General features: G+C 53.7%; 27 protein-coding genes. 7 read left to right on the top strand and 20 right to left on the bottom strand.

The window, feature by feature from the left end; genetic code table 11:
* Positions 1–9 precede the first annotated feature (9 nt).
* The 9 genes from B5D39_RS05535 to larB form a co-directional block, all read right to left on the bottom strand.
* On the bottom strand, positions 10–588 hold the full coding sequence (locus tag B5D39_RS05535; protein ID WP_078789404.1) for a hypothetical protein: 579 nt from the start codon (positions 586–588) through the stop codon (positions 10–12).
* A gap of 24 nt (positions 589–612) precedes the next feature.
* Positions 613–1,491, bottom strand: a complete 879-nt coding sequence (argB, locus tag B5D39_RS05530; protein ID WP_078789403.1) for an acetylglutamate kinase — start codon at positions 1,489–1,491, stop codon at positions 613–615.
* 7 nt (positions 1,492–1,498) lie between these two features.
* Positions 1,499–2,599 (bottom strand): sensor histidine kinase, encoded by a 1,101-nt coding sequence (locus B5D39_RS05525; RefSeq protein WP_078789402.1) that lies wholly within the window; start codon positions 2,597–2,599, stop codon positions 1,499–1,501.
* A gap of 3 nt (positions 2,600–2,602) precedes the next feature.
* The gene (gene alaS, locus B5D39_RS05520; RefSeq protein WP_078789401.1) at positions 2,603–5,233 is read right to left on the bottom strand and encodes an alanine--tRNA ligase; all 2,631 of its coding nucleotides are present in this window, start codon (positions 5,231–5,233) and stop codon (positions 2,603–2,605) included.
* Positions 5,234–5,266: 33 nt separating this feature from the next.
* A complete protein-coding gene (locus B5D39_RS05515; RefSeq protein ID WP_078789400.1) occupies positions 5,267–5,749 on the bottom strand; it encodes a regulatory protein RecX in 483 nt (160 codons plus the stop codon).
* Positions 5,736–6,899: a type IV pilus twitching motility protein PilT gene (locus B5D39_RS05510; RefSeq protein WP_078789399.1), complete on the bottom strand. Its 1,164-nt coding sequence runs from the start codon at positions 6,897–6,899 to the stop codon at positions 5,736–5,738. Before B5D39_RS05510 ends, B5D39_RS05515 begins: the two co-directional genes overlap by 14 nt.
* Positions 6,900–6,926: 27 nt before the next feature.
* The gene (gene recA / locus B5D39_RS05505; RefSeq protein ID WP_078789398.1) at positions 6,927–7,937 is read right to left on the bottom strand and encodes a recombinase RecA; all 1,011 of its coding nucleotides are present in this window, start codon (positions 7,935–7,937) and stop codon (positions 6,927–6,929) included.
* An 89-nt stretch (positions 7,938–8,026) separates the two neighbouring features.
* A complete protein-coding gene (locus tag B5D39_RS05500; RefSeq protein WP_078789397.1) occupies positions 8,027–8,509 on the bottom strand; it encodes a CinA family protein in 483 nt (160 codons plus the stop codon).
* Positions 8,510–8,552: 43 nt separating this feature from the next.
* Positions 8,553–9,278, bottom strand: a complete 726-nt coding sequence (larB, locus tag B5D39_RS05495; protein ID WP_078789396.1) for a nickel pincer cofactor biosynthesis protein LarB — start codon at positions 9,276–9,278, stop codon at positions 8,553–8,555.
* Positions 9,279–9,481: 203 nt separating this feature from the next.
* Here larB and B5D39_RS05490 point away from each other — a divergent pair, with 203 nt between their 5' ends.
* From B5D39_RS05490 to B5D39_RS05480, 3 genes are read left to right on the top strand one after another with little or no spacing between them, the layout of a single operon-like run.
* The gene (locus tag B5D39_RS05490; RefSeq protein ID WP_078789395.1) at positions 9,482–10,765 is read left to right on the top strand and encodes a 3-isopropylmalate dehydratase large subunit; all 1,284 of its coding nucleotides are present in this window, start codon (positions 9,482–9,484) and stop codon (positions 10,763–10,765) included.
* Between the two features lie 26 nt (positions 10,766–10,791).
* On the top strand, positions 10,792–11,319 hold the full coding sequence (locus B5D39_RS05485; protein ID WP_078789394.1) for a 3-isopropylmalate dehydratase small subunit: 528 nt from the start codon (positions 10,792–10,794) through the stop codon (positions 11,317–11,319).
* A gap of 54 nt (positions 11,320–11,373) precedes the next feature.
* The gene (locus B5D39_RS05480; protein WP_078789393.1) at positions 11,374–11,559 is read left to right on the top strand and encodes a twin-arginine translocase TatA/TatE family subunit; all 186 of its coding nucleotides are present in this window, start codon (positions 11,374–11,376) and stop codon (positions 11,557–11,559) included.
* Positions 11,560–11,566: 7 nt separating this feature from the next.
* On the opposite strand, the gene mnmL is transcribed toward B5D39_RS05480, so the two are convergent.
* From mnmL to B5D39_RS05425, 11 genes are all read right to left on the bottom strand, one after another.
* Entirely contained in the window at positions 11,567–12,490 is a 924-nt protein-coding gene (mnmL, locus tag B5D39_RS05475) for a tRNA modification radical SAM protein MnmL/YtqA (RefSeq protein WP_078789392.1), read from the bottom strand.
* A 60-nt stretch (positions 12,491–12,550) separates the two neighbouring features.
* Positions 12,551–12,967 (bottom strand): F0F1 ATP synthase subunit epsilon, encoded by a 417-nt coding sequence (locus B5D39_RS05470; RefSeq protein ID WP_078789391.1) that lies wholly within the window; start codon positions 12,965–12,967, stop codon positions 12,551–12,553.
* A 48-nt stretch (positions 12,968–13,015) separates the two neighbouring features.
* On the bottom strand, positions 13,016–14,431 hold the full coding sequence (gene atpD, locus B5D39_RS05465) for a F0F1 ATP synthase subunit beta (RefSeq protein ID WP_078789390.1): 1,416 nt from the start codon (positions 14,429–14,431) through the stop codon (positions 13,016–13,018).
* A 52-nt stretch (positions 14,432–14,483) separates the two neighbouring features.
* Entirely contained in the window at positions 14,484–15,350 is an 867-nt protein-coding gene (atpG, locus tag B5D39_RS05460; RefSeq protein WP_078789389.1) for an ATP synthase F1 subunit gamma, read from the bottom strand.
* Positions 15,351–15,368: 18 nt separating this feature from the next.
* A complete protein-coding gene (gene atpA, locus B5D39_RS05455) occupies positions 15,369–16,877 on the bottom strand; it encodes a F0F1 ATP synthase subunit alpha (RefSeq protein WP_078789388.1) in 1,509 nt (502 codons plus the stop codon).
* Positions 16,878–16,885: 8 nt separating this feature from the next.
* On the bottom strand, positions 16,886–17,428 hold the full coding sequence (locus tag B5D39_RS05450; protein ID WP_078789387.1) for a F0F1 ATP synthase subunit delta: 543 nt from the start codon (positions 17,426–17,428) through the stop codon (positions 16,886–16,888).
* Positions 17,425–18,003: a F0F1 ATP synthase subunit B family protein gene (locus B5D39_RS05445; RefSeq protein ID WP_425274627.1), complete on the bottom strand. Its 579-nt coding sequence runs from the start codon at positions 18,001–18,003 to the stop codon at positions 17,425–17,427. The genes B5D39_RS05450 and B5D39_RS05445 overlap by 4 nt, the downstream gene beginning before the upstream one ends.
* 28 nt (positions 18,004–18,031) lie before the next feature.
* Positions 18,032–18,457 carry an ATP synthase F0 subunit B gene (locus tag B5D39_RS05440; protein WP_078789385.1) on the bottom strand — a complete coding sequence of 142 codons (426 nt, stop codon included), beginning with the start codon at positions 18,455–18,457 and terminating at the stop codon, positions 18,032–18,034.
* Positions 18,458–18,604: 147 nt separating this feature from the next.
* Positions 18,605–19,453, bottom strand: a complete 849-nt coding sequence (locus B5D39_RS05435; protein WP_078789384.1) for a ParB/RepB/Spo0J family partition protein — start codon at positions 19,451–19,453, stop codon at positions 18,605–18,607.
* Entirely contained in the window at positions 19,446–20,219 is a 774-nt protein-coding gene (locus tag B5D39_RS05430) for a ParA family protein (RefSeq protein ID WP_078789383.1), read from the bottom strand. The genes B5D39_RS05435 and B5D39_RS05430 overlap by 8 nt, the downstream gene beginning before the upstream one ends.
* 94 nt (positions 20,220–20,313) lie before the next feature.
* Positions 20,314–21,201, bottom strand: a complete 888-nt coding sequence (locus B5D39_RS05425) for an RluA family pseudouridine synthase (RefSeq protein ID WP_078789382.1) — start codon at positions 21,199–21,201, stop codon at positions 20,314–20,316.
* 82 nt (positions 21,202–21,283) lie between these two features.
* Here B5D39_RS05425 and mnmM point away from each other — a divergent pair, with 82 nt between their 5' ends.
* The 4 genes from mnmM (at position 21,284) to B5D39_RS05405 (ending at position 24,612) form a co-directional block, all read left to right on the top strand.
* The gene (gene mnmM / locus B5D39_RS05420) at positions 21,284–21,886 is read left to right on the top strand and encodes a tRNA 5-(aminomethyl)-2-thiouridylate-methyltransferase MnmM (protein WP_078789476.1); all 603 of its coding nucleotides are present in this window, start codon (positions 21,284–21,286) and stop codon (positions 21,884–21,886) included.
* A complete protein-coding gene (hpnI, locus tag B5D39_RS05415; protein WP_078789381.1) occupies positions 21,876–23,012 on the top strand; it encodes a bacteriohopanetetrol glucosamine biosynthesis glycosyltransferase HpnI in 1,137 nt (378 codons plus the stop codon). The genes mnmM and hpnI overlap by 11 nt, the downstream gene beginning before the upstream one ends.
* Before the next feature lie 80 nt (positions 23,013–23,092).
* Positions 23,093–23,863: an MlaE family ABC transporter permease gene (locus B5D39_RS05410; RefSeq protein ID WP_078789380.1), complete on the top strand. Its 771-nt coding sequence runs from the start codon at positions 23,093–23,095 to the stop codon at positions 23,861–23,863.
* Positions 23,860–24,612, top strand: a complete 753-nt coding sequence (locus B5D39_RS05405; protein ID WP_078789379.1) for an ABC transporter ATP-binding protein — start codon at positions 23,860–23,862, stop codon at positions 24,610–24,612. Before B5D39_RS05410 ends, B5D39_RS05405 begins: the two co-directional genes overlap by 4 nt.

The raw sequence follows: 24,612 nt of genomic DNA, 5'->3' as shown, positions 1-24,612 counted from the left end.
CTGTTTTCCTTAGTTCTGCTTAAGTACCTTGATCCTGCCATCAGCCACGTAGCCCGCCTTACGCAACTCTTGAATATAGGCCACATCATTTTTCCAGTCGATGGTCAGGTCCAGCTTGCCGGTACCTTTTTCAGTGGCTGCCTGTAGACGGAAGTCATACTCACCGGGATCAAGCTTGTAGCTGAGTCCTTTATTGGTGCTAAAGTCCTCATTCAGGAACAGGATGATATCCTTGCGAGGCTTGGACAGGGCTGGTCGAAAAACCCCTTCCTGCTTGGCATTGGATGCATAGGAAGAATATTTGCCGTCATAGCTCTTGGTCTGCTTGACATACAGCACCACCCTGAACTTTTTACCACCATCGGCCTGGGGACCAACCGGATCGGTCAGGCAGACCAGCGCCCACATCTCTTTACTGAAATCAAGCTCTGTCACCGGGGCAGGCAACGGCTTATCCCGGTCGATCTCACGATCAAAAAAGGTGACCGTCCCGGGGGTTTTACCGGCACAGAGATCTGCGGCCTGAACAGCAGCAGCGGTGGTCAACAGAGTAGCCAATACAGCAACAGCCAGTGCAAGTCTCTTCATCGTCTGATCTCCTTTCATACGCGCCTATTTGGTTATCTCCGTCCCGATACCGACGTCCGTGAAGATCTCAAGCAGAACCGAATGCTCCATCCTGCCATCAATGATATGGGCCTTCTTCACGCCATCGTTCAGTGCCTCGCCACAACAGACCACCTTCGGTATCATACCGCCGGTGATTGATTCATCTTCAATCAGGCCATGCATCTGAGCAACACTGATCTTCTGGATCAGTTTTTTATCCTTGTCCAGCACACCAGGGGTGTCAGTCAACAGGATCAGCTTCTCCGCATTGAGGGCCGCAGCAACCCGTCCAGCCACCACATCGGCATTGATGTTGTAGCTTTCCCCCTCAAGCCCGACACCAACCGGCGCAATCACCGGCAGGTAGCCGCCCTGTTCAAGTGCCTTGATCAGATCGGTATTAACCTTGACCACATCACCCACATAGCCGATATCTATCTGCTCAACCGTGCCGTTCTCGCTGGTTACTTCCTGCAGCAGCTTTCTGGACAACAGCAGACTGCCATCCTTACCGCACAGGCCAACCGCCTTGCCACCATGCAGGTTCAGGTAGCCAACCACCTCTTTGTTGACCTGTCCCACCAGCACCATCTCAACCACCGACATGGTCTCGCTGTCGGTCACCCGCATACCACGTACAAATTCAGAGACGATCCCGTACCGCTTCAGGGTTTCATTGATCTGGGGACCACCGCCATGCACAATCACAGCATTGATTCCCAGCGACTTGAGCATGATCACGTCCAGGGCGAAGGACTCCTTCAACCGCTCATCTGACATTGCATGGCCGCCATACTTGATCACAAAGGTTTTACCGGCAAAACGCCTGATATAGGGCAATGCCTCCATCAGATTATTGGCTTTTTCTATCAGATGCTTCACTGTTTGATCACTCCTCTAAACAGCTGAGATTAATGGTTACCGTTGTTCCCTGACCTGGTTGACTACTCAGCGCTATCGAACCACCATGCTGCCTGATTATTTCCCGAGCACAAAACAGGCCCAGACCAAAACCAGGAATCTGGCCCGTGGCATCCGGGTCAACCTGATAAAACCGTTCAAAGATCTTGGGCAGCTCATCTTCAGCAATACCACAACCAGAGTCTCTGACAATGATCGTGGCATGCTGACCGTCAGACGCCAGGCCAATCGCCACGGAGCCACCCTCGCTGGTAAACTTAAACGCATTTTCAAGTATCTGTTGCAGCGCAAAAATAAGTCGGTCACGGTTACCACGCACTGCAGGGACAGCTTCCAGATCAAGCGTCAGAGTAATGCCACTCTTGGCAGAGGCCCGTTCCACTGACTCTGCGGTACTTTTCACCACCTCAGACAGGTCGCAGCTGACCTGACCACTACCCGGTGCTCCCAAGGCCTGATGCATACGGACCAGCGATGTCATCAATCCAGAAAGCGCACCCAGGTCTTCCCGCATGGATGCCAGCCGCAGGTGGCAGGCCTCTGTCTGGTGGAGTCGAGACGCATACCGTTCAAGCTCTTCAAGCCCCAGTGACAAGGAGGTCAAGGGTGTCTTCAGCTTGTGGGAAACAAGCGAAAGAAATGCCCCTTTCAGGCTGTCAAGATACTGCATGGCAGCCAGTTCTTCCTTTAAGGCTCGCCTACTCAGGGCTTTTTCAATTGCTGTCTGCAGGTGCAGCAGATTAACCGGCTTCTGGATAAAGTCATCGGCATCAGCCCGCAACGCCTCCAGCACCGTCTCTTTGTCACCAAAGCCGGTCATAACCAGAACCAGGGCATTGGGATCAATCTGCTTAATCCTGCGCAGCAGGTCAATTCCACTGCCACCGGGCATCTGTATATCTGTTAGAACCAGATCAACCGGTTGACTGGTATAGCAGTCCAGTGCCTCTTGAAGCGAGCCTGCCTGCAGAATCCGATACTTCCTCAGCCCCTTGCTACAGAGGTCGCGGATGACCAGTTCATCATCCACCACCAGTATCACAAGCTGTTGCCCGGAGCGATTTGGCATCGGCTACCCCATAAGTTCTGCTACGGCAGCAAGGGCTTCCGGCAACTTCTCCGGCTGGCTGCCACCGGCCTGAGCCAGTTCAGGCTTGCCACCACCCCGACCACCAACAATCGGCGCCAGTTTACCCACCAGCTCACCAGCCTTGAAACGGTCAGTCAGATCCTTGGTTACCGTGACCAGCAGGTTGGCCTTGCCATCCAGCTCTGCCCCCAGCGCAACGACACCTGATCCAAGCTTGTCACGTAACTGGTCAGCCAGATCTCGCAGCGCCTTGATATCCGCAACCTGCACCTGCACCGCAAGCAGCTTCACCCCGGCCACCTCCTGCGCCTGACTCAATAGATCGCCGGACTGGGCTGCATTCAGCTTACCCTGCAGCGCCTCAACCTCCCGCTGCAGTTCACGTTGACGTTCCACCAGTTTTTCAACCCGGTCAACCAGCTTGCTGCTGTCAGCCTTGAGCAGCTCAGCCACTGTCTGACGTTCACCTTCAAGACGGCGGACAAAATGCAATGCATTAAATCCGGTGGCGCCTTCAATCCGGCGCACCCCGGCAGCAATCCCGCCTTCGGACAGAATCTTGAACAGACCGATATCACCGGCTGCCCGCACATGGGTACCACCACACAGCTCGGCACTGACCTCGCCGATCCGCACCACCCGTACGGTGCTGCCGTACTTTTCATCAAACAGTGCTGTGGCGCCGCTCTCCACCGCTTCCTGCATCCCCATTTCACGTATGTTCAGCTCGGCGTTTTCCATGATCCAGCCATTGACCAGATCCTCCACCTGTTGCTGATCTTCGTTTGTCATGCCGGTAAAATGGGTAAAGTCAAAACGGAGCCGATCAGGCTCAACCAGCGAACCAGCCTGCTTGATATGCTCGCCCAGTACCTTGCGCAGGGCAGCCTGCAGCAAGTGGGTTGCGGAATGGTTACGGGCGGTTGCCCGTCGCTCTGAGCTATCAACGGTCAGATTAACGGCGTCTCCGGTCTTGAGAGCCCCCTCTTTAACCAGGACATGATGCACCACCAGATCAGTGAAAGGCCGGGAGGTTGCCAGCACTTCAAGGTAAGCACTTCCGGAGGAGATCAGACCAGTATCGCCAGCCTGGCCACCAGACTCACCGTAAAACGGGCTGGTTTCACAGATCAGATCAATCTTGTCTCCGGCGGTTGCTGACTGCACCTTGCTGCCATTGCGCAGCAGTGCAGTGACCGGTGAAAAGGCGGTCAGGCTGCCGTAGCCGACAAAATTGGTACGCAGGCCATGGTTGTGCAGCTCCTTATAGACATCGGCAATACCGGCAGCCCCGGAACCTTTCCAATGCTCACGCCCCAGCTCCCGCTGATGCTCCATACAGGCCTCAAAACCCGGTTCGTCCACACTGAACCCTTCGGCCCGCACAATATCCTCTGTCAGATCAACCGGAAAACCAAAGGTATCATACAGCTTGAACAGGGTCTCACCCGGAATAACCGAGCTGCCGCTGGCACGCAGGCTGGCGACCTCCTCATTCAGGATAGCCAGGCCACGGTCAAGGGTCTCGTTAAAACGTTCTTCCTCGGCCAGCACCACCTTACGGATATAGGCCTCACGTTCTGCCAGCTCAGGATAGGCATTGCCCATCATCTCCCGCACCGCATCCACCATCTTGCACAGCAGCGGCTCTGCCACCCCCAGCATCTTGGCATGGCGGGCTGCCCGGCGCATGATCCGGCGCAGCACGTAGCCGCGGCCTTCGTTGCTGGGCAGGGCACCGTCGCAGATCAGGAAGGTCACTGCCCGGCAGTGGTCAGCAATCACCCGCATTGAGACGCTGTCCTTCTCGTCATCACCGTACTTTTTGCCGCTGTGACGCTCGATATGACGGATGATCCCCTGCAGCAGATCAGTATCATAGTTGGAACGAACTCCCTGCATCACGGTGGTGATCCGCTCCAGTCCCATGCCGGTATCCACGGCCGGCTTGGGCAGTGGATGCAACACACCGTCTGCAGTGCGGTTGAACTGCATGAAGACGTTGTTCCAGATCTCCATGTAACGGTCGCAATCACAGCCCACGGCACAGTCCGGTGAGCCACAGCCCACCTCCGGGCCGTTGTCCCAGAAGATCTCGGTGCAAGGACCGCAGGGGCCGGTGTCACCCATGGACCAGAAGTTATCCTTTTCACCAAAACGGTAGATCCGGTCGCGAGGTACCCCTTCCTGCTGATGCCAAATGTCGGCAGCTTCATCATCATCGGTATAAACCGTTACATACAGACGACTGGTATCCAGCCCCAGATCCTTGGTCAGAAACTCCCAGGCAAAGGCGATCGCCTCTTTCTTGAAATAATCACCAAAGGAGAAGTTACCCAGCATCTCAAAAAAGGTATGGTGCCGCGCTGTCCGTCCCACGTTTTCCAGGTCATTGTGCTTGCCACCGGCCCGAACGCATTTCTGGGAAGAAGCGGCCCGGTAGTAGCCCCGGTCCTCCATCCCCAGGAAGCAGTCCTTAAACTGGTTCATACCGGCATTGGTAAACATCAGGGTCGGATCATTTTGGGGAATCAGCCCTGAGCTGCCCACCACAACGTGTCCTCGATCCTCAAAATACTTCAGAAAACGTGCGCGAATCTCATTACCGGTCATGTACTATACCTCTGATAATTTTATAGAACGTACTCATTCAAAACTACTCGATGCCCTGTTGAGCAACGTCATTACAACCCTGGAAGGGAATCCCCTCCGTTGCAGAAAACCAGCGATCCGACGTCGCTGGCGATCATCTGCCACCTGCGGATTGAAGCCGGCATAGCGACGTTCAATCAGCTCTCTGGCTCGCATAAGATCATCTCCGTCATCAGGAGCATCCTGCAACACCTGTTCAACCAGCTCGGCATCAACCCCCCGACGACGCAGTTCCTGCCGCAACCGGTAGCCGACATACCGCCCACTGTTCCGAGCTGCGGCAACAAAACGTTCAGCGTAGCGCTGATCCTGCAGATAGCCTTCTGAAATCAGCCGTTCAACCGCCTGCTGTGCTTCTTCAGCAGAAAACCGTTTCATCTGCAACTTACGTCTCAAAGCGGCACAGGTATAATCCTGTCCGGTCAGCAGCCTGAGCGCTGCCAGATAGCAGTCGCTAGGCTGACTAGAACCGGTCAACGTTGATCTTATCCTCGTTCAGCACCTCATTAACCTTTTCTTCTTTGTTATCAAAGTTATCCCAGGTTGCATCAGAGGTAGATGAAATACCGGACACCTTAAGGGCAAAGTCATCGGGGTTGGAGCTCTGGCGCAACGCCTCTTCATAGGTAATCAGTTTTGAGGTAAACAGCTTCATCAGAGACTGATCAAAGGTCTGCATACCATAGGAGACAAAGCCCTGGGCAATGGCATCCTTGATCTGCTTGGTCTTGTCCTTGTCGTCAATACACTCTTTGACCCGTGCCGTACCCAGCAGTACCTCAACCGCAGGCACCCTGCCCTTGCCATCAGCCCGGGGCACTAGGCGCTGGGAGATAATCCCTTTGATGATACTGGCCATCTGAATCCGCACCTGCCGTTGGTGGTACGGAGGAAAAACCGAGATAATCCGGTTGATGGTCTCCGGCGCATCCATGGTATGCAGGGTGGACATAACCAAGTGGCCGGTCTCGGCAGCGGTCATGGCGGTTTCAATAGTCTCGTAATCCCGCATCTCACCCACCAGGATAACATCCGGGTCCTGACGCAGGGCACCTTTCAGCGCGCTTGAGAAGGTAGGGGTATCAGTACCCACCTCCCGCTGGCTGATGATACACTTGTTATCACGATGCAAAAACTCCACCGGGTCCTCAATGGTGATGATATTGCTGGTCCGGTTATTGTTGATCTCATTGATCATAGCAGCCAGGGTGGATGACTTACCGGAACCGGTGGTGCCGGTCACCAGAATCAAGCCACGCTCTTCTGCACAGAGTTTTTTCAACACCGGAGGCAGGTTCAGCTCCTCCATGGTCGGAATCTTCATTGAGATCGCCCGGAAGACCAGGGCAATGGTCCCCCGCTGGCGATAGCAGGCCACCCGGAAACGCCCCAGGCCTGGCACCGCATAGGCCATATCCACCTCGGAGTTCTCCTCAAAGATCCTCCGCTGGCGGTCATTCATCATCATATTGGCAATACTGGCAACCACATCTGGCCCAAGCCGTTGGGCATTGGGAATCGGGTGCAGTTTGCCGTCAATCCGGACAATAGGTGGCAGACCGGTCTTGATATGAACGTCAGATCCACGGGCCTTGACAGCAATGGTAAGAATTTCGTTCAGCTCCACGGGGTACCTCCGAAATCCTGCTTTGGTTTATTCAGCTTTTTCTTCCTTGGGTGCTGGCTTGATCAACTCCATCAGTTTTGCTTCAATCTCAGCCAGCATGGCAGGATTTTCTTTCAGGAACTGGCGGGAATTCTCACGCCCCTGGCCGATCCGCTCTTTGTTGTAGGAGAACCAGGCACCGCTTTTATCAACAATATTGCGGTCTACCGCCAGATCCAGCACATCGCCGGTACGGGAGATACCTTCTCCATAGAGGATATCAAATTCAGCCTCTTTAAAGGGTGGTGCCACCTTATTCTTAACCACCTTGACCCTGGTACGGGAACCGATCACCTGATCCCCCTGCTTGAGGGTAGCAATCTTACGGATATCCAGACGAACCGAGGCGTAGAACTTCAGCGCGTTACCACCGGTGGTGGTCTCAGGATTGCCGAACATCACCCCGATCTTCATCCTGATCTGGTTGATAAAAATCACGCAGCAGTTTGATTTTGAGATGATGCCGGTCAGCTTACGCAGTGCCTGAGACATCAGGCGGGCCTGCAGGCCAACGTGGGAATCCCCCATCTCACCCTCTATCTCCGCCTTGGGCACCAGAGCTGCCACTGAATCGATTACCAATATATCTATGGCACCACTACGCACCAATGTTTCAGCAATCTCCAGGGCCTGCTCGCCGGTATCAGGCTGCGAAACCAGCAGATCATCGGTCCGCACCCCCAGTTTCCGGGCATAGCCAACATCCAGGGCATGTTCTGCATCCACAAACGCAGCAATACCACCGACTTTCTGCGCCTCTGCCACAATATGCAGGGCCAGCGTGGTCTTGCCAGAGGATTCTGGGCCATAGACCTCAATCACCCGACCACGGGGTACTCCACCAACCCCCAGAGCCAGGTCAAGAGAGATGGCGCCGGTTGAAATTGACTCAACACCGGGCAACGCCTCATCATTACCGAGACGCATAATGGCACCCTTACCGAACTGTTTTTCAATCTGGGAAAGGGCCAACTCTATGGCCTTATTCTTATCACTCACAGGAGTACCTCCTTGGTACGGGAAAAATTGGAAAGAGTTGCGAAACGTACCACATCAAAACAACCAGCGGCAAGCTAATTTGGGCCTATTCAAGCCGTTTCTGACACCATAAGTCGCTTTTTAAGCATCAAAAGCCCCATTTCTACCGTCTGTTGCCGCACGGCAGCACGATTGCCATTAAACTGGCACCGAACAACCTCGCAGCCATCCTGATCGGCAAGGGCGATATAGACCGTACCGACCGGTTTTTCGCTGGTCCCCCCCTCCGGTCCGGCAATACCGGTTACCGCCAGGGCCAGGTCACTGCCAATGACCCTTCGTGCGCCTTCAGCCATGGCCCGGGCAACCGCTTCGCTCACCGCACCATACTGTTCCAGAAGCGTGCCGGAGACCTGCAGCAACTGCTGCTTCACCTCATTTGAGTAGGCCACAACGCCGCCCCTGAACCAGGCAGAGCAACCTGCGCTATCTGTCACACGTGCTGCAATCATTCCACCAGTGCAGGATTCAGCCATGGCCAGGGTCATCCCTGAGGCCAGAAACAGCCCTGCCAGCTCCTGATCAGCGGTCATGGCCATTCTACCTGCGTTAGAGTTGATGCAATGGTCTGGCATACTATCCTCTGTTCATCAAACTGGCAGCGCAGGCAGCACCAATGCCGTTATCGATATTCACCACGGTAACTCCGCAGGCACAGGAGTTGAGCATTCCCAGCAACGCCGCTATCCCGCCAAACGAGGCACCATATCCCACCGAAGTAGGCACTGCAATCACCGGTCGATCAACCAGACCGCCCACCACCGAAGGAAGCGCCCCTTCCATACCAGCCACCACGATCAAGACCGTTGCTGAACGCAGCTGCTCTATGCGGGACAACAGCCGATGCAGCTCTGCAACCTCAACATTACAGAGCAGTTCTGCACGATTACCCATAAATCGCGCCGTTACCAGCGCCTCACTGGCCACCGGCAGGTCAGAGGTACCAGCTGCGATAATCAGGATAGTGCCCCGCCCCTGTTCCTGCTGGGGTGTTATCTCAAGGGTCAGACAACGTGCATCGGCATGGTAAAAGGCTTTGGGAAAGGCGGCCAACAGTTCAACCGCCCGGGTCTCATCCAGCCGGGTCACTAGCAGATTACTGCCGCGGCTACTGATCGATTCCATGATCATGGCAATCTGCTCAACGGTCTTACCCTGCCCAAATATTACCTCTGGCTGGCCTTGACGCACATTGCGGTAATCTTCAACCGGAAGGTGGCGTAACTGTTCCAGCCCCTGCTCCGGCGTTGTCGCACCGGACGCAATAGCCTGCAGTAGAGCCTGCAATTCTTCTTGATCCATAGCTATCACTCCATCTTCTATCCTTAATTTCTCTACCTGACCTTTTCTTATAGCACCTTCCTGGCAATTTACCATTGCACAGTTCTTCAAAAACCGGTTTATTGATACGAAAACAGGATGTTATCAAACCAAAGCAGTAGACTTGCCGGCCATTTTCTGCTACATCTGTCCAACCTGAAACATCGGAAAGGAAGGACAGAAGAATGGGTAAGACCACTGCAGAAAAGATTTTTGCCGCCCACCTAGTGGATGAGCCGTTCAGCGGTACCAAGGTACTGAAGCTGGATGTGGTACTCTGCCACGAAATTACCACCCCGATAGCCATTGATGATCTGATTGCCAGAGGTAAAGACCGGGTATTTGATCCAACCCGAATCAAGGCTGTTATTGACCACGTTACCCCCTCAAAAGATTCCAAGACCGCCACCCAGGCCAAGATCCTGCGTGACTGGGCCCGTCGCCAAAACATCAAGGACTTTTTCGATGTGGGCGCCAATGGCGTCTGCCATGCCCTGTTCCCGGAAAAAGGCTTTATCCGACCCGGCAACACCGTCATCATGGGTGACTCCCACACCTGCACCCACGGTGCATTCGGTGCCTTTGCCGCCGGTGTTGGCACTACGGACCTGGAAGTGGGCATCCTGAAGGGTGTCTGCGCCTTTCGCGAACCAAAATCAATCCGTGTTAATGTCAATGGACAGTTGCCCAAAGGCGTCTATGCCAAGGATGTAATCCTGACCATTATCGGCAAGATCGGCGTCAATGGCGCCACTGACCGGGTGATTGAGTTCCGTGGCACCACCATTGATGCCATGACCATGGAATCCCGTATGACCCTCTGCAACATGGCCATTGAGGCAGGCGGCACCTCCGGTATCTGCATGCCTGACATGACCACCGTGGAGTACCTCTGGCCGTTTATTCAGGACGAGTTTGCCTCCAAAGAGGCTGCACTGGCTGATTATCAGCAGTGGACTTCAGATGCTGATGCCACCTATGAGCAGACCATTGAGATTGATGCTGCTGCTCTGGTTCCGGTTGCCACCTTTAACTTCAAGCCGGATCAGGTTAAAGCGGTAACTGAATTCAGCGACAACCGGGTTGATCAGGTTTACCTTGGTTCCTGCACCAATGGCCGTTTGGAAGACCTGCGGATTGCTGCCCAGATCCTGAAGGGCAACAAACTTGCCGAGAATGTACGTGGCATCCTTTCCCCGGCCACTCCCAAGATCTACCGTGAGGCCATGAAGGAAGGCTTGATCGATATCTTCCTGGATGCCGGTTTCTGCGTCACCAACTCCACCTGTGGCGCCTGCCTGGGGATGAGCAACGGCGTGCTGGCTGATGGCGAGGTCTGCGCTTCTACCACCAACCGTAACTTTAACGGCCGGATGGGTAAAGGCGGCATGGTACACCTGATGTCACCGGCAACGGCTGCTGCCACCGCCATTGAGGGCAAGATTGCAGACCCTCGTAAGTATCTGTAGTTCACACACTTAACAAGGAGCTTTCCATGAAAACTTTTGGCGGGCCGGTTCTGTTTCTGGATCGTGCCGATATCAATACTGACGAAATCATTCCGGCAAAGTATCTGACCGAGATCACCAAACAGGATCTGAAACCGTACATGCTTGAAGACCTGAAGCTGGACGGATTTGACCCAAAGGGCGAGAAAACACTGAACGCCAGGGTTGTTGTGTCCCGTGAAAACTTCGGATGCGGTTCTTCCCGTGAGCATGCACCATGGGTCTTTGAAGTCAACAACATCACTGCGGTTGTGGCAGAGTCATTTGCCCGGATCTTCCGCCAGAACATGTTTAACTGCGGCATGGCTGCCATTGAGCTGCCAAAGGCAGACCTTGATCTGATATTCTCACATGCCCAGGACGCTGACGCTTCCATGTCTATCGACATTGAGGCTCAGACCCTGACTATGACCGGTGGTGGTAAGCAGAAAAGCTTTAGTTTTGAACTGTCGCCCTTTGACAAGGCCCTAGTTCTGGCTGGCGGCTGGGTGGATTACGCAGACACCAAATATTGATTTTTCATGCAGCACCTGCCATACTCTCGTCACAACGCTCGTAAGGAGGCTGTAATGTTTGGATTTGGCATGCCGGAACTGATTGTTATTCTGGTGATTGTACTGGTGGTATTTGGGGCAGGACGCCTGCCTGAGATTGGTGCTGCCTTTGGCAAGAGTATCAAGAATTTCAAGAATGCTTCAGATGGCAAGGATGAGATTGAGATAAAGCCGAAGAAGGATGATGAACACAAAGCGTAGGTTACGACTATAGATGTTTTTCTGACAGCCGGCAGCCCTGCCGGCTGTCTCTTTTTACAAGCTCTGCATCAATACAATTCAGGACTTCCAATTTACGGCGTGACCAGTCCGGCGCAACAAGCTCAGTGCGACCATCCCCCATCAGGCGATGAATCAGAATTCTAGGATCAAGCAGTTCCAGTGCATCCACCAGCAGCGTAACGTAGGCATCACGGTCCATCAGTTGTAGTGCTCCGCTTCTGTACTGTTCCTCCAGCAGACTGCCTTTTAATACATGTAGATGGTGCAGCTTAACGCCATCAACACCGAGGCGATTCAACTCCTCCACCGATGCCAGCATCTGGTCCCGTGATTCACCGGGCAGCCCCAGTATCAGATGGGCACAGATGCGTAATCCCTTCTGCTTACAACGCTTGACCGCCTCTACAAAGCAGGCGTGATCATGCCCACGGTTGATCGCCTGCAGGGTCTGATCATGCATGGTCTGCATCCCCAGTTCAAGCCAGAGATAGGTCCGCTGGTTAAGCTCAGCAAGCAGGTCCAACACAGTATCAGGCAGGCAATCAGGTCGAGTGCCGATAATCAGCCCGACAATGTCTTTGTCGGACAGGGCGGTTTCATACAGCTGCCGCAACTCATCTGCTGCTGCATAGGTGTTACTGTAGGCCTGAAAGTAGGCCAGAAACTTTTCAGCCCTGAACTTTTTAACCAGATACGCTTTGCTCTTCTGCAACTGCTGCTGTAACGGCAGTTCAGTAGGAACACCTACCGCCGCAGCTCCACGATCTCCACAGAAGGTACAACCACCTGTTCCCAGGCTGCCATCACGATTGGGACAGCTAAAACCTGCATCCAGGGAAACCCGCTGCACCCGGCAGCCGAATTGGTGCCGCAGCTCTTCTGTAAAGGTTGTATAGCGTTTAGTGGTCATGGCAATAAAAAAGGAGCGACATTGCTGCCGCTCCTGTATTCCTCGGTTGTGTTAGCTGTGTTACTTGCGTGCAGCCTTGCCGGCTACCTGCATCCGAATCAATGCACGTTCCAGCGCAGCTTCGTATACTTTGAACTGCTTGTCCTCTGCTGTCAGCTTCTTAAGGGCATCCTCTGCGCGGCCAAGAGCAGCTTTGGCACGCTCAAGATCGATCTCGTCAGAGCGCTCGGCAGTTTCCACCAGGACAATAATCTTATCATCCTGAACCTCGAAGTAGCCCCAGTTAAGAGCCATGCTGACAGCAACACCATCTTTTTTGTAGCAAAGCTCACCGATATTAAGTGAGGTCAGAAAGGGTGCATGACCCGGCAGTACGCCAAACTCACCCATTTTACCGGTTGCGGTCACTTCATCCACCAGCTCATCCAGCACCTTGCTGTATGGTGTGACTATTTCAAGCTTCATCTTTTCAGCCATTGTATGGAGCTCCGTTGGGACAGAGGTTCTGCCCTGCCAGGTAATAAATTATACAGCTGCCAGTTTAGCGGCTTTTTCAATCGCCTCTTCAATGGAACCGACCATGTAGAAGGCCTGCTCAGGAAGGTTGTCGTGCTTACCGGCAACGATCTCCTGGAAGCCTTTGATGGTATCTTTCAGTTCAACGTACTTGCCTGGTGAGCCGGTAAATGCCTCAGCAACGTGGAATGGCTGGGACAGGAAGCGCTGAATCTTACGGGCACGGGCAACAACCAGCTTATCCTCTTCGGACAGTTCGTCCATACCAAGGATGGCGATGATATCCTGAAGATCCTTGTACTTCTGCAGCACGTACTGTACGGAACGGGCTACTGCATAATGCTCATCACCGATTACCTGTGGATCCAGAATCCGTGAGGTGGAGTCCAGCGGATCCACTGCAGGGTAAATACCAAGTTCTGCAATCTGACGGGAAAGAACGGTTGTTGCGTCCAAGTGAGCAAAAGCCGTTGCAGGAGCGGGGTCAGTCAAGTCGTCAGCAGGAACGTAGATAGCCTGAACCGAGGTAATGGAACCCTTCTTGGTTGAGGTAATACGCTCTTGCAATTCACCCATTTCAGTTGCCAGCGTAGGCTGGTAACCAACCGCAGAAGGAATTCGGCCAAGAAGGGCGGAAACTTCGGAACCGGCCTGGGTAAAGCGGAAGATGTTATCAATGAACAGAAGTACGTCCTGGTTCTCTTCATCACGGAAATATTCAGCAACAGACAGAGCGGTCAGAGCAACCCGTGCACGGGCACCTGGGGGCTCGTTCATCTGGCCGTACACCAGAGCGGCTTTATCAAGAACGCCGGACTCTTTCATTTCCATCCAGAGGTCGTTACCTTCACGAGTCCGCTCACCAACACCGGCGAACACGGAATAACCACCGTGCTGCTTGGCGATGTTGTTGATCAGCTCCATAATCAGAACGGTCTTGCCAACGCCGGCACCACCGAACAGACCGATCTTACCGCCCCGAGCATAGGGAGCAAGCAGGTCAACAACCTTGATACCGGTGGTAAAGGCCTCAACCTTGGTAGACTGGTCTTCAAAGGCTGGTGCTTCACGGTGGATACCGTACTCTTTTTCATTGCCGATCGGGCCCATTTCATCAACAGGCTCACCGATAACGTTCATGATCCGGCCCAGGGTCTTGCGGCCAACCGGTGCGCAAATCTGCTTGCCGGTATCGATTACAGCCTGGCCACGCTTGAGACCGTCGGTGGAATCCATGGCGATGGTACGAACAGAGTTCTCACCCAGATGCTGTGCAACTTCAAGCACCAGGTTGTTCTCACGGTCATCAATGGCCGGATTGGTTACTCTCAGGGCGTGATAAATCTCCGGCAACTTACCGGGCTCAAACTCGACGTCAATAACTGCGCCGATAACCTGTGAAATTTTACCGATATTTTGACTCATGGAACCATGTCCTCCTGCGGCCCTGGGGCCTCATATAGTGATTCGTTTGTAATTATCCCTTAATCGATTCAGCGCCTGAGATGATTTCCATCAGCTCGGTGGTAATGGCAGCCTGACGCGCACGGTTGTACTGCAGGGTCAGCTTGCCAATCATCTCTGAGGCGTTCTTTGATGCACTGTCCATGGCGGTCATACGAGCGCCATGCTCACCAGCCACCGACTCAAGCATCGCCTTGAAGATCTGTACTTCTATATTCTTTGGCAATATTTCAGTCAGCAGGTCGCTAACTGATGGCTCATAGATAAACTCAACACCGACTTCATCAACCGTAGCCTTTTCTTCAGGTTCAATCGGCAGCAGCTGCTGGAAGGTAATATCCTGGGTCATAACGGTACGGAAAGAGTTGAACAGCATGACAACCTGATCATACTCTTCCGAGAGATAGCCCTCGATCACATCCTGAGCAAGCATTGCTGCTGTCTGATAGTTAGGCTTGGAAAGGATGTTTGAGAAATTTTTGTAAACCGTATGACGGTTTTTCAGAAATTCATACCCTTTACGGCCAACCGTCATGATCGAGATCTGCTCAAACTCGGCCTGTTTCTCTTTAATGTAACGCTCACCAGCCTTGCAGAGGTTTGAGTTAAAACCACCACAGAGACCTCTGTCAGAAGTTACAACGATCAGAAGCAGTTTTTTTGCATCGCGCTTTTCCAGAAGGGGATGCAAATCACCTTCCAGGTTACCGGCCAAAGACTGCAGCACTTCTCCCATCTTCTGGGCATAGGGACGTGCAGCTACCACGTTCTCCTGTGCGCGGCGCAGTTTGGCAGCCGAAACCATCTTCATGGCTTTGGTTATCTGGCGCGTATTTTTTACGGATACAATCCGTTTTTTAATGCTTTTAAGGCTCGCCATGTCTCAAACCGTCCTTGTTTAAGCGGTAAATTCCTTCTTGAACTGATCAAGGGCACTAACCAGCTTGGCCTTCAGGTCATCACCGATTGCCTGCTTGTCACGCAATTCAGCGAGTACATCTGCCTGACGGTTATCAAAGAATGCGTACATTTCAACTTCATAACGCTTCAGTGCTGATACTGCATAGTCATCCAGGTAGCCGTTGTTGGCGGCAAAGATAACCAGAACCTGCTTCTCGTTCGGAATTGGACGATATTGAGGCTGCTTAAGGATCTCAACCAGACGCTCACCACGGGCAAGCTGCAGCTGGGTAGCGCGGTCAAGGTCGGAACCGAACTGGGCAAAGGCAGCCATCTCACGGTACTGAGCCAGGTTAAGACGCAGTGTACCGGCAACCTGCTTCATCGACTTGGTCTGTGCAGAACCACCAACCCGTGAAACCGACAGACCGACGTTGATCGCCGGACGTACGCCGGAGAAGAACAGGTCTGATTCAAGATAAATCTGACCGTCAGTAATGGAAATTACGTTGGTCGGGATGTAAGCGGAAACGTCACCTGCCTGGGTCTCAATGATAGGCAGGGCGGTCAGAGAACCGGCACCGCACTCATCGGACAGCTTACAGGCGCGTTCCAGCAGACGACTGTGCAGATAGAAAACGTCACCAGGATATGCTTCACGACCTGGCGGACGACGGAGCAGCAGGGAAAGCTGACGATAAGCAACAGCTTGCTTGGAAAGGTCATCATAGATGATCAGAGCATGCTTCTTGTTATCGCGGAAGTACTCACCCATGGTTACGCCGGTGTACGGTGCGATGAACTGCAGCGGTGCGGACTCGGAAGCGGTGGCGGCAACAACAATGGTGTAATCCATTGCGCCGTGCTCGGTCAGCTTGGAAACAACCTGTGCAACGGTTGAACGCTTCTGGCCGATGGCAACATAGATACAGACAACATCGCCACCCTTCTGGTTGATGATGGTGTCAATGGCTACAGCGGTCTTACCGGTCTGACGGTCACCAATGATCAACTCCCGCTGACCACGACCGATTGGAACCATGGAGTCAATCGCCTTGAGGCCGGTAGCCATCGGCTGATGAACCGATTTACGGGCAACAATACCAGGTGCCTTGATCTCTACCTTGCTGAAGGTGCTGGTGTTGATCGGACCTTTGCCGTCAATTGGCTGACCAATGGCGTTAACAACGCGGCCTATCAGTGCATCACCAACCGGTACCTCGGTAATCCGGCCGGTACGTTTAACCGTATCGCCTTCTTTGATCTCGGCAAATTCACCAAGAATAGCGGCACCGACGTTATCTTCCTCAAGGTTGAGAACCATACCGGATACGCCGCCGGGGAATTCCAGCAGCTCACCGGCCATGGCGCCAGCCAGGCCATGGATACGGGCAATACCGTCTCCGATGGAGATAATGGTACCGGTCTCCGATACCTCTACCTCTTTGCCATACTCGTTGATCTGTTTCTTGATGATTTCGCTAATTTCTTCGGCTCTGAGTTCCATAGAAGCGTTTACCCCTTCTGTAGTATATCGTGAATCCGTGCTAACTGAGTTTTAACACTGCTATCATAGGCGATATCGCCGATCTGGGTAACAACACCACCGATCAGAGATTGGTCAACTTGTACCTGTGGCACTACCTTCTTACCGGTCTTCTGCTCTAGCGCACCTTTAATGGCATTGATCTGGGTATCATCCAATGCAAAGGCAGTCGTAATTACCGGACGAATGACACCGGACTGTTCATCAGCCAGCTTCTCATAGGTCTCAACAATTTGCGACAGACAGGCAACCCGGTTTTTATCCACCAGCAGCAACAGGAAGTTTGCCACCAGCTCCGAGCATTGCATACGTGCAATCAGGTCACGCATGATCTGCTTCTTTTGATCAGCAGTAAAGGCAGGATTACCAAAGGCTGCTCGCAGTTCTGAACTACCAGCAAACACCCCGTCTACCACCTTCAGCTCCTGACTGAAACGATCAATCAAATCTTTTTCCGAGCCAAGCTGGACCAGCGCCTTGGCATACCGTCTGGCAATGGCGTTATTGATCACAGTTGCACCACCTTCCCAAGGTAATCCTGTACAAAGCGGTCATGATCAGCCTTCTGCACGGCACCACCAAGTTTACCTCCGGCCAGTTCAACCGCAAGCCGGGCAGCCTCTACACGCAGTTCTGTGCGAGCCTTCAAGACCTCTTGATCAGCAGCCTGAGCAGCCTGCACCGCAACCTTGGCAGCAGCAGCCTGAGCTTCAGCAACAATACGCTGCTTCTCGGACTCTGCCTCCTTCAACATGGCGGCACGCAGTGCATCAATCTCCTGATTAGCCTTTTCAAGCTTGTCAGTATATTCTTTCAGCTTGGCCTCAGCAGCTTCACGAGCCTCAGCAGCCTCACGAAGATTTTTTTCAATCTGCTGCTGACGCTCAGCCAACGAGCCTTTTACATTAGCCTTTTTCAAGGCCCAGACCATGATACCAACAAGCAGCGCAAAATCGACTACCCGCCAGCCAAAGTCTTTCAGCTGTGCACCGCTATCAGCATGATGCTCACCACCGCCTGAAGCAATGGCCAGCACTGGAACCAGGATGGCGACAACAACAGCCAGACCGGAGAGGATTCTTTGCATACGGCGATCATTCTGAATCAGCATGGGCTTACAGACTCCTCCCCAGAATTTTCTCACAAATATCGCCAGACAGGACGTCCACCTGCTTTTGCAGCAGGGTGCGTGCCTCGGCAGACTCTTTGGCTACCCGCTCACGAATCGAAGCGATTGATGCCGCAGCATCCTGGCGTGCCTTGTCCAGCAACGACGCCTCTTCTGCCTGAGCTTCTTTCACCAGTTCAGCCCGCTTGGCGCCGACTTCAGCTTTGGCATCACGCAGACGAGCCTCGTACTGAGCTACTTTTTCCTGCACCTGCTGATCCACAGAGACTGCACGCTCACGGGCAGACTGGATCTCCTGCCGACGCTGGGCCAGCAGTGCCCTGATCGGCTTGTACAGAAAGATATTCAGAACAAGAACCAGAAGTCCGAAGTTTACAATCTGGACAGCAAATGCGAGATCGAGATTGATCACGGCCTACCCCTTAACCTACGGTGAATTGTATACTGTATCCCACAAAAACATGCCTGACTGAGTGGTCAGGCGTAAACGTTGGTTAGCTATCATGGTTAAACACAGACTGTCAATCAAAAAAAGCTGTTTTTTTGTTGTAGCAACGGGTTACGACTGCAACAGGTCAATAATGCGGGTCAGTTCATCCGATGAATTGAAGTGTATTTCCAGCGCACCTTTTCCACCACTGTTACGACGAATGGCGATCCTGGTCTGGAACTGTTTCTGCAGCTGCTCCTCCAGAGAAACCATCAGAAGGTCAGGCTGACGGGCAGGCTTCTGAACAACCCGCGTGCCCCGCTTAAGCTTGTTAACCAGCTCTTCCGTGGCCCTGACACTCAGCATCCTGTGCAGGATTTCATGGCGTGCCTTTTGAATCAGCTCTTCACTGTCAAGCCCCAGCAATGCCCGGGCATGTCCCATGGAAAGCCGCTCTTCAACCACATCCTTCTGAATTTCATCCGGCAAGCGCAGCAGACGCAACGCATTGGTGACCGTTGTACGATTTTTACCAACCCGTTTTGCCACCTCATCCTGGGAGATACCGAAATGCTCCACCAGTGATTTGTAGGCCTGGGCCTCTTCAATGGCGTTCAGATCTTCACGCTGGATGTTTTCAATCAGGGCCAGCTCCATGACCGCATCTTCGCTGGCCTCACGAATCACCACCGGCAGTTCGCGTAGCCCGGCCTTTTGCGAAGCGCGCCAACGACGCTCACCGGCAATGATCTCGTAGTAGCCATCCTTCTTGGTGACCACCAGCGGCTGAATAATCCCTTTTTCGCGGATTGAGGAGGCCAACTCCTCCAGCTTATCGGCAGTAAACTGCTTGCGGGGCTGATTGCGATTAGGCCTGATCTGCTCGATTGGACAGAGGAAATAGTTTTTATCTTCAGCAACCGACATCACCGGCAACAGTGCCGCCATCCCCCTGCCCAAACCACCTTTTTTAAGCATTGGCAACCTCCCGCTGAATCAGCTCACGGGCCAGCTGCAGATAGGCAGTGGCACCTTTGGAGGTAATATCATAATAAATGATCGGCTTACCATGGCTGGGAGCCTCTGAAAGCCGGACGTTACGGGGTATTACCACCTCAAATGCCTCTTTGGGGAAGTGAGTCCTGATCTCATCCTCCACATCCTTGGACAAGCGGTTACGGGCATCAGCCATGGTCAACAAGATACCCTCAATCGTAATGCGGGGATTCAAACCTTTTTGCACCAGACGGATGGTATTAAGGATTTGAGACAGCCCTTCCATCGCGTAAAATTCGCATTGCAGGGGAATTAAAACCGTATCGGCAGCGGTCATGGCGTTTACGGTCAAAAGACTCAAAGATGGCGGACAATCAATCAGGATATACTGGTAGCGATCCTGCAACAGCGACAAGGCGTTCTTTAACTTCTGCTCACGCCCGCTCTCGGTGGCCAGTTCCAGCTCCGCACCGGCAAGATCAGCGGTGGCCGGCAGGATATGCAGATAGGGGTGACCGGTATCAACCACCAGCGAAGCTGGCTCTGCGTCGTTAATCAGCAGATCATAGACCGAGTGCTGCAGCTGGGTCTTATCAACTCCAACACCACTGGTTGCGTTACCCTGGGGATCAATATCCACCAGCAGAGTTGGCCGCTCAGCAGCAGCCAGCGCAGCAGCGAGGTTGATGGCGGTGGTGGTCTTGCCCACACCACCTTTCTGATTTGCAATGCAGATAATTTTTGACATAACCTATTGTTCGATCTGAGGAAATTTGGAATTGAACGAGTCAGGTGCGAGTTCGGAACCCTACCATAAAGCAGTGGAGCCTGCAAAGAACTTTTTATGATGTAAGCGCGGTGTCCCAGCACAGACCACACCGCGCAATAAACGAGCAATCCGGCAGCGCCTCCAGGCTACAGGGCTGCCCGTTCCGTCCGGCAAACCGCAACCCGACACAGTGCAGCATGAGTCTTTCAGACACCAATCCACCGTAGGTTGTATCACCCACAATCGGCAGGCCGGCTGCAGAGAGGTGAACCCGAATCTGGTGTGTACGACCAGTGCGCGGGAACGCCTCAACCAGTGCCAGCCCGTCTGCCTGACTCAGCAGACGAAAATCGGTCAGGGCTGCCCGGCCTTCAGGCATGATCCCCCACCGCGCACTGCCCAACTTACCGATCGGTCCATCTGCTGACCAACGCTGTTCAGCAGACTCACCGGCAACTAAGGCTAGATAGCGCTTATGAATGTCGCCCTGCTTGAACAGCTCCGAGAGCCATGCTGCTGCCTGACGATGCTTGGGAAACAGCATCAGCCCCGAGGTACCCCGGTCAAGCCGATGCACCACCCGCACCGGTTCCTTAATCCCCTGACGGGCAAACTCTTCGGCAACCCAGTACTCCAGCGTCCCTTTCAGCTGATAAGGGGTGCGCTGACTGGCAACCCCGGATGGCTTATTGACTGCCAGCAGATCCTTATCCTGATAGACGATCGCTTCAGGCGGCAGCACCAAATCCTTAAACCGGCCCTGCTCCATAAAACCAACTGTCAGCTGATCTTCGGCCTTCATGCCGCGGGAAGCCACCCGCACCATGGACTGGTTGACCGCACAGCCGCCCCGGTCAATGATCCGCCGAGCCTCACCCTTGCTGATTCCTGCCAACTGCGCCAGGACTTCGTCAAGGCGCTGGCCTGCCATAGTTGATGACACACTGAATATCTTGATCATAGCCCTCTCTACCACGAAGCACGCTTAAATCGCAAATAAACCTGTTGGCAGCTGCCCGATGAGTTTGCTACCCTGCCTGCCCATGTCAGATCATCTGTCCCCATACCCTGCCCTGCGCGGACCGGTCCCGCTCAGCCATCTGCTGCTGCGCCGCTTCATCCAACCCGGCAACCGGGTCGCTGATGCCACCTGCGGCAATGGCAAGGACACCCTTCTATTGGCCGATCTAGTTGGAGAAACGGGACATGTCTGGGCCTTTGACATCCAGCAGGAAGCCCTGAACCGCACAGCCCAACGCCTGGCAGAACTAAACCTGCAGCAACGGGTATCCCTGTTGCATGTAGGCCATGAACGGATGCTGGATCTGGTGGAGCCACCACTGCATGGGGTTATCTTTAATCTGGGCTGGCTACCAGGTGCCCCCCGGGAGGTTGCCACCTGCACCACCACCACCCTGACCGCCCTCGAAGCATCGTTACAGTTGCTGGCACCGGCAGGGCTGGTGCTGATCACCTGCTACCCAGGCCATGCGGGTGGAGACCAAGAGGCAGCCGCAGTACAGGAATGGGCAACGTCTCTCTCCTCCCGCAGCTATTTTGTCTGGCGGATGGGACAGCTGAATGTAACCTCTGATGCACCATTCTGCCTGCTGATTCAAGATGGAAGGCCCTCTGATGTCCGCTAATCTGCTGCCGTTTATCGCCATTCTACCTGCCAGCATTTATTCACTGCTCACGCTGTGGTGCGGCTGGCAATTTTTTAAGGATCAAGGCGTTCCAGCCAAACAACAGGACACGGCGATCTCAATCCTGAAGCCGGTCAAAGGGATGGATGAAGGCAGTTATGAAAACTTTGCCTCCTTCTGCAGACAGGACTACGCTGCACCGCTGCAGTTGATCTTTTGCGTGGCCGCTGCCGACGATCCCGCTGTTGAGGTCATCCAACAGCTGATGGCTGATTTCCCCCACCACGACATCAGCCTGAATATTGACCCGACCATCCACGGCCCTAATTACAAGGTCTCAAACCTGATCAACGCCTTTCCCAGGGCAAGGCATGACCTGCTGATGATCTGCGATAGCGACATCAGGGTGGAACCGACATTTCTGCAATCCGTCACTGCCCATTTCTCCACACCGGAAGTCGGCCTGGTCACCTCCCCCTACCGCAGCTCAACCGTGCATGGTGCCGTCACCGCCTTTGAGGCACTGGCCTTTACCTCTGAGATGGTTCCTAATGTGGTGACCGCGCTGAAACTGGAGGGGCTCTCCTTTGCCCTGGGGGCAGCCATGACCTTCCGCAGACAGGCGCTACAGGATATCGGCGGCCTGGAAGCATTGGTGGACTATCTGGCAGATGACTACCAGCTGGGCAATCAGATCCATCGCGCTGGCTGGCAACTGAAGTTGGATCATCAGTTTGTGGAAAGCATGCTGAAACCTGAAAGCCCGGTCACCATCTTTTCCCGCCAGCTGCGCTGGGCCCGTACCATGCGGGTCAGCCGTCCTGGTGGCTACCTGGCCTCCGGCATTACCTTGCCGGGCCTGGCAATTGTTGCCGCCTTCCTTATCGGACCGCCTCTCCAGGCTCTGTCTGCCATCTGCCTGTTCTATCTTATCCGTCTGACAGTGACCTCGCTCTTCAGTCGCCGGTACCTCCGCGACAATCTGCTGCCTGGCTGGGCCTGGCTGCTCCCCCTGAGGGATCTGCTGGCCTTTGGCACCTGGCTGCTGGCCTTTGCCGGAAATCGCGTCAACTGGCGTGGACACTGTTTTTTGATCTCATCAAACGGAAAACTTAAAGAGCTATAATCCTATTACTTTACAACGCCGTAACTTCCCTCTATAGTATCCAGTCGCTTAAATCAGACTAAAGGTATCCAACACAGCAGATGACCAATTTTTTACGGGCAATAGGTCGCGGGACCATTAAGCAGCTGCAAGAACTGGGCAATTGCGGCCAGTTTCTGGCCTATGCCCTGTACTCCATCCTGCGCCGTCCCGGTCGGCCGGTACATATTCTGAAGCAGGTCAACTTTATCGGCACAAAATCCCTGTTTGTGATTGTGCTGACAGCCGCGTTTACCGGCATGGTACTGGGGCTGCAAGGGTACTACACCCTAACCAAATTCGGTTCTGAAGGGATGCTGGGCACCGCCGTTGCCCTGTCACTGATCCGTGAGCTGGGGCCGGTTCTCTCTGCCCTGATGGTAACCGGTCGGGCAGGCTCGGCCATTACCGCTGAAATCGGCATCATGCGGATCAGCGAACAGATCGATGCCATGGAAACCATGGCGCTTGATCCCTACAAATATCTGATATCGCCAAAATTTATTGCTGCCATGATCTCAATGCCGCTGCTCTGCGCTATTTTTGACGTGGTTGGGATTTATGGTGGCTGGGTAGTGGGCGTTAAGCTGCTGGGAGTCAACCCCGGAGCCTACTTCAGCGAAATGTATAAAGCTGTCGAGTGGAAGGACGTCTATTCAGGGTTCGTGAAATCGTACTCCTTCGGCATCATTATCGCCTGGATCGGTTGCTACAAAGGCTATTACGCTGGACACGGTGCCGAAGGGGTCTCCAAGGCAACCACAGAATCAGTGGTACTCACCTCCGTCCTGATCCTGGTTTGGGACTACTTCCTGACCTCAATACTACTATGATCGAACTTATCAATATCCATAAAAGCTTTGGCAGCCAGACCGTCTTGAACGGCCTGAACCTCACCATCCCGGTTGGCAAGACCACCGCCGTGATCGGCCCCAGCGGCGAGGGCAAGAGTGTGCTGTTAAAGCATATGATCGGGCTGCTGCAACCTGATCAGGGTGATGTACTGGTGGATGGCAAGAGCATCGTGGGGCTACGCCGCTCACAGCTCAATCAGGTGCGGGAAAAATTTGCCATGGTGTTTCAAAATGCAGCACTGTTTGACTCCATGACCGTCTATGAAAATGTCGCCTTTCCGCTGGAGGAAAAAACATCCTTAAGCCGGAGCGAGATCGAAGAACGAGTGGCCATAGCCCTGCAGGAGGTTGGCCTGAAGAAGGTGAATCATAAATATCCTGACGAACTTTCCGGCGGGATGAAAAAGCGGGTTGGGCTGGCACGTGCCTTGCTTTTACAGCCACAGATTGTGCTGTTTGATGAGCCAACCACAGGACTTGATCCGGTCATCCGGCGTGCGATTCATCAACTGATCAAGGAAACTCAGGAGAAATTCGGTTTTACCGCTGTCATTGTTTCCCACGACATCCCTGATATCTTTGAGGTAGCACACCATATTGCCATGCTGTACCATGGTGAAATCCTGCAGTTTGGTACACCAGAAGAGATTCAAAACTCTGATCACCCGGTTGTACGTCAATTCATCAGCGGCAGCCTTGATGGCCCGATCAATAGCGGAGTAGCATAA

This window comes from Trichlorobacter thiogenes (assembly GCF_900167465.1).
GTDB lineage: Bacteria > Desulfobacterota > Desulfuromonadia > Geobacterales > Pseudopelobacteraceae > Trichlorobacter > Trichlorobacter thiogenes.
Note: the sequence above shows the minus strand (reverse complement) of the source record. Positions and strands in the feature narration are given on the sequence as shown.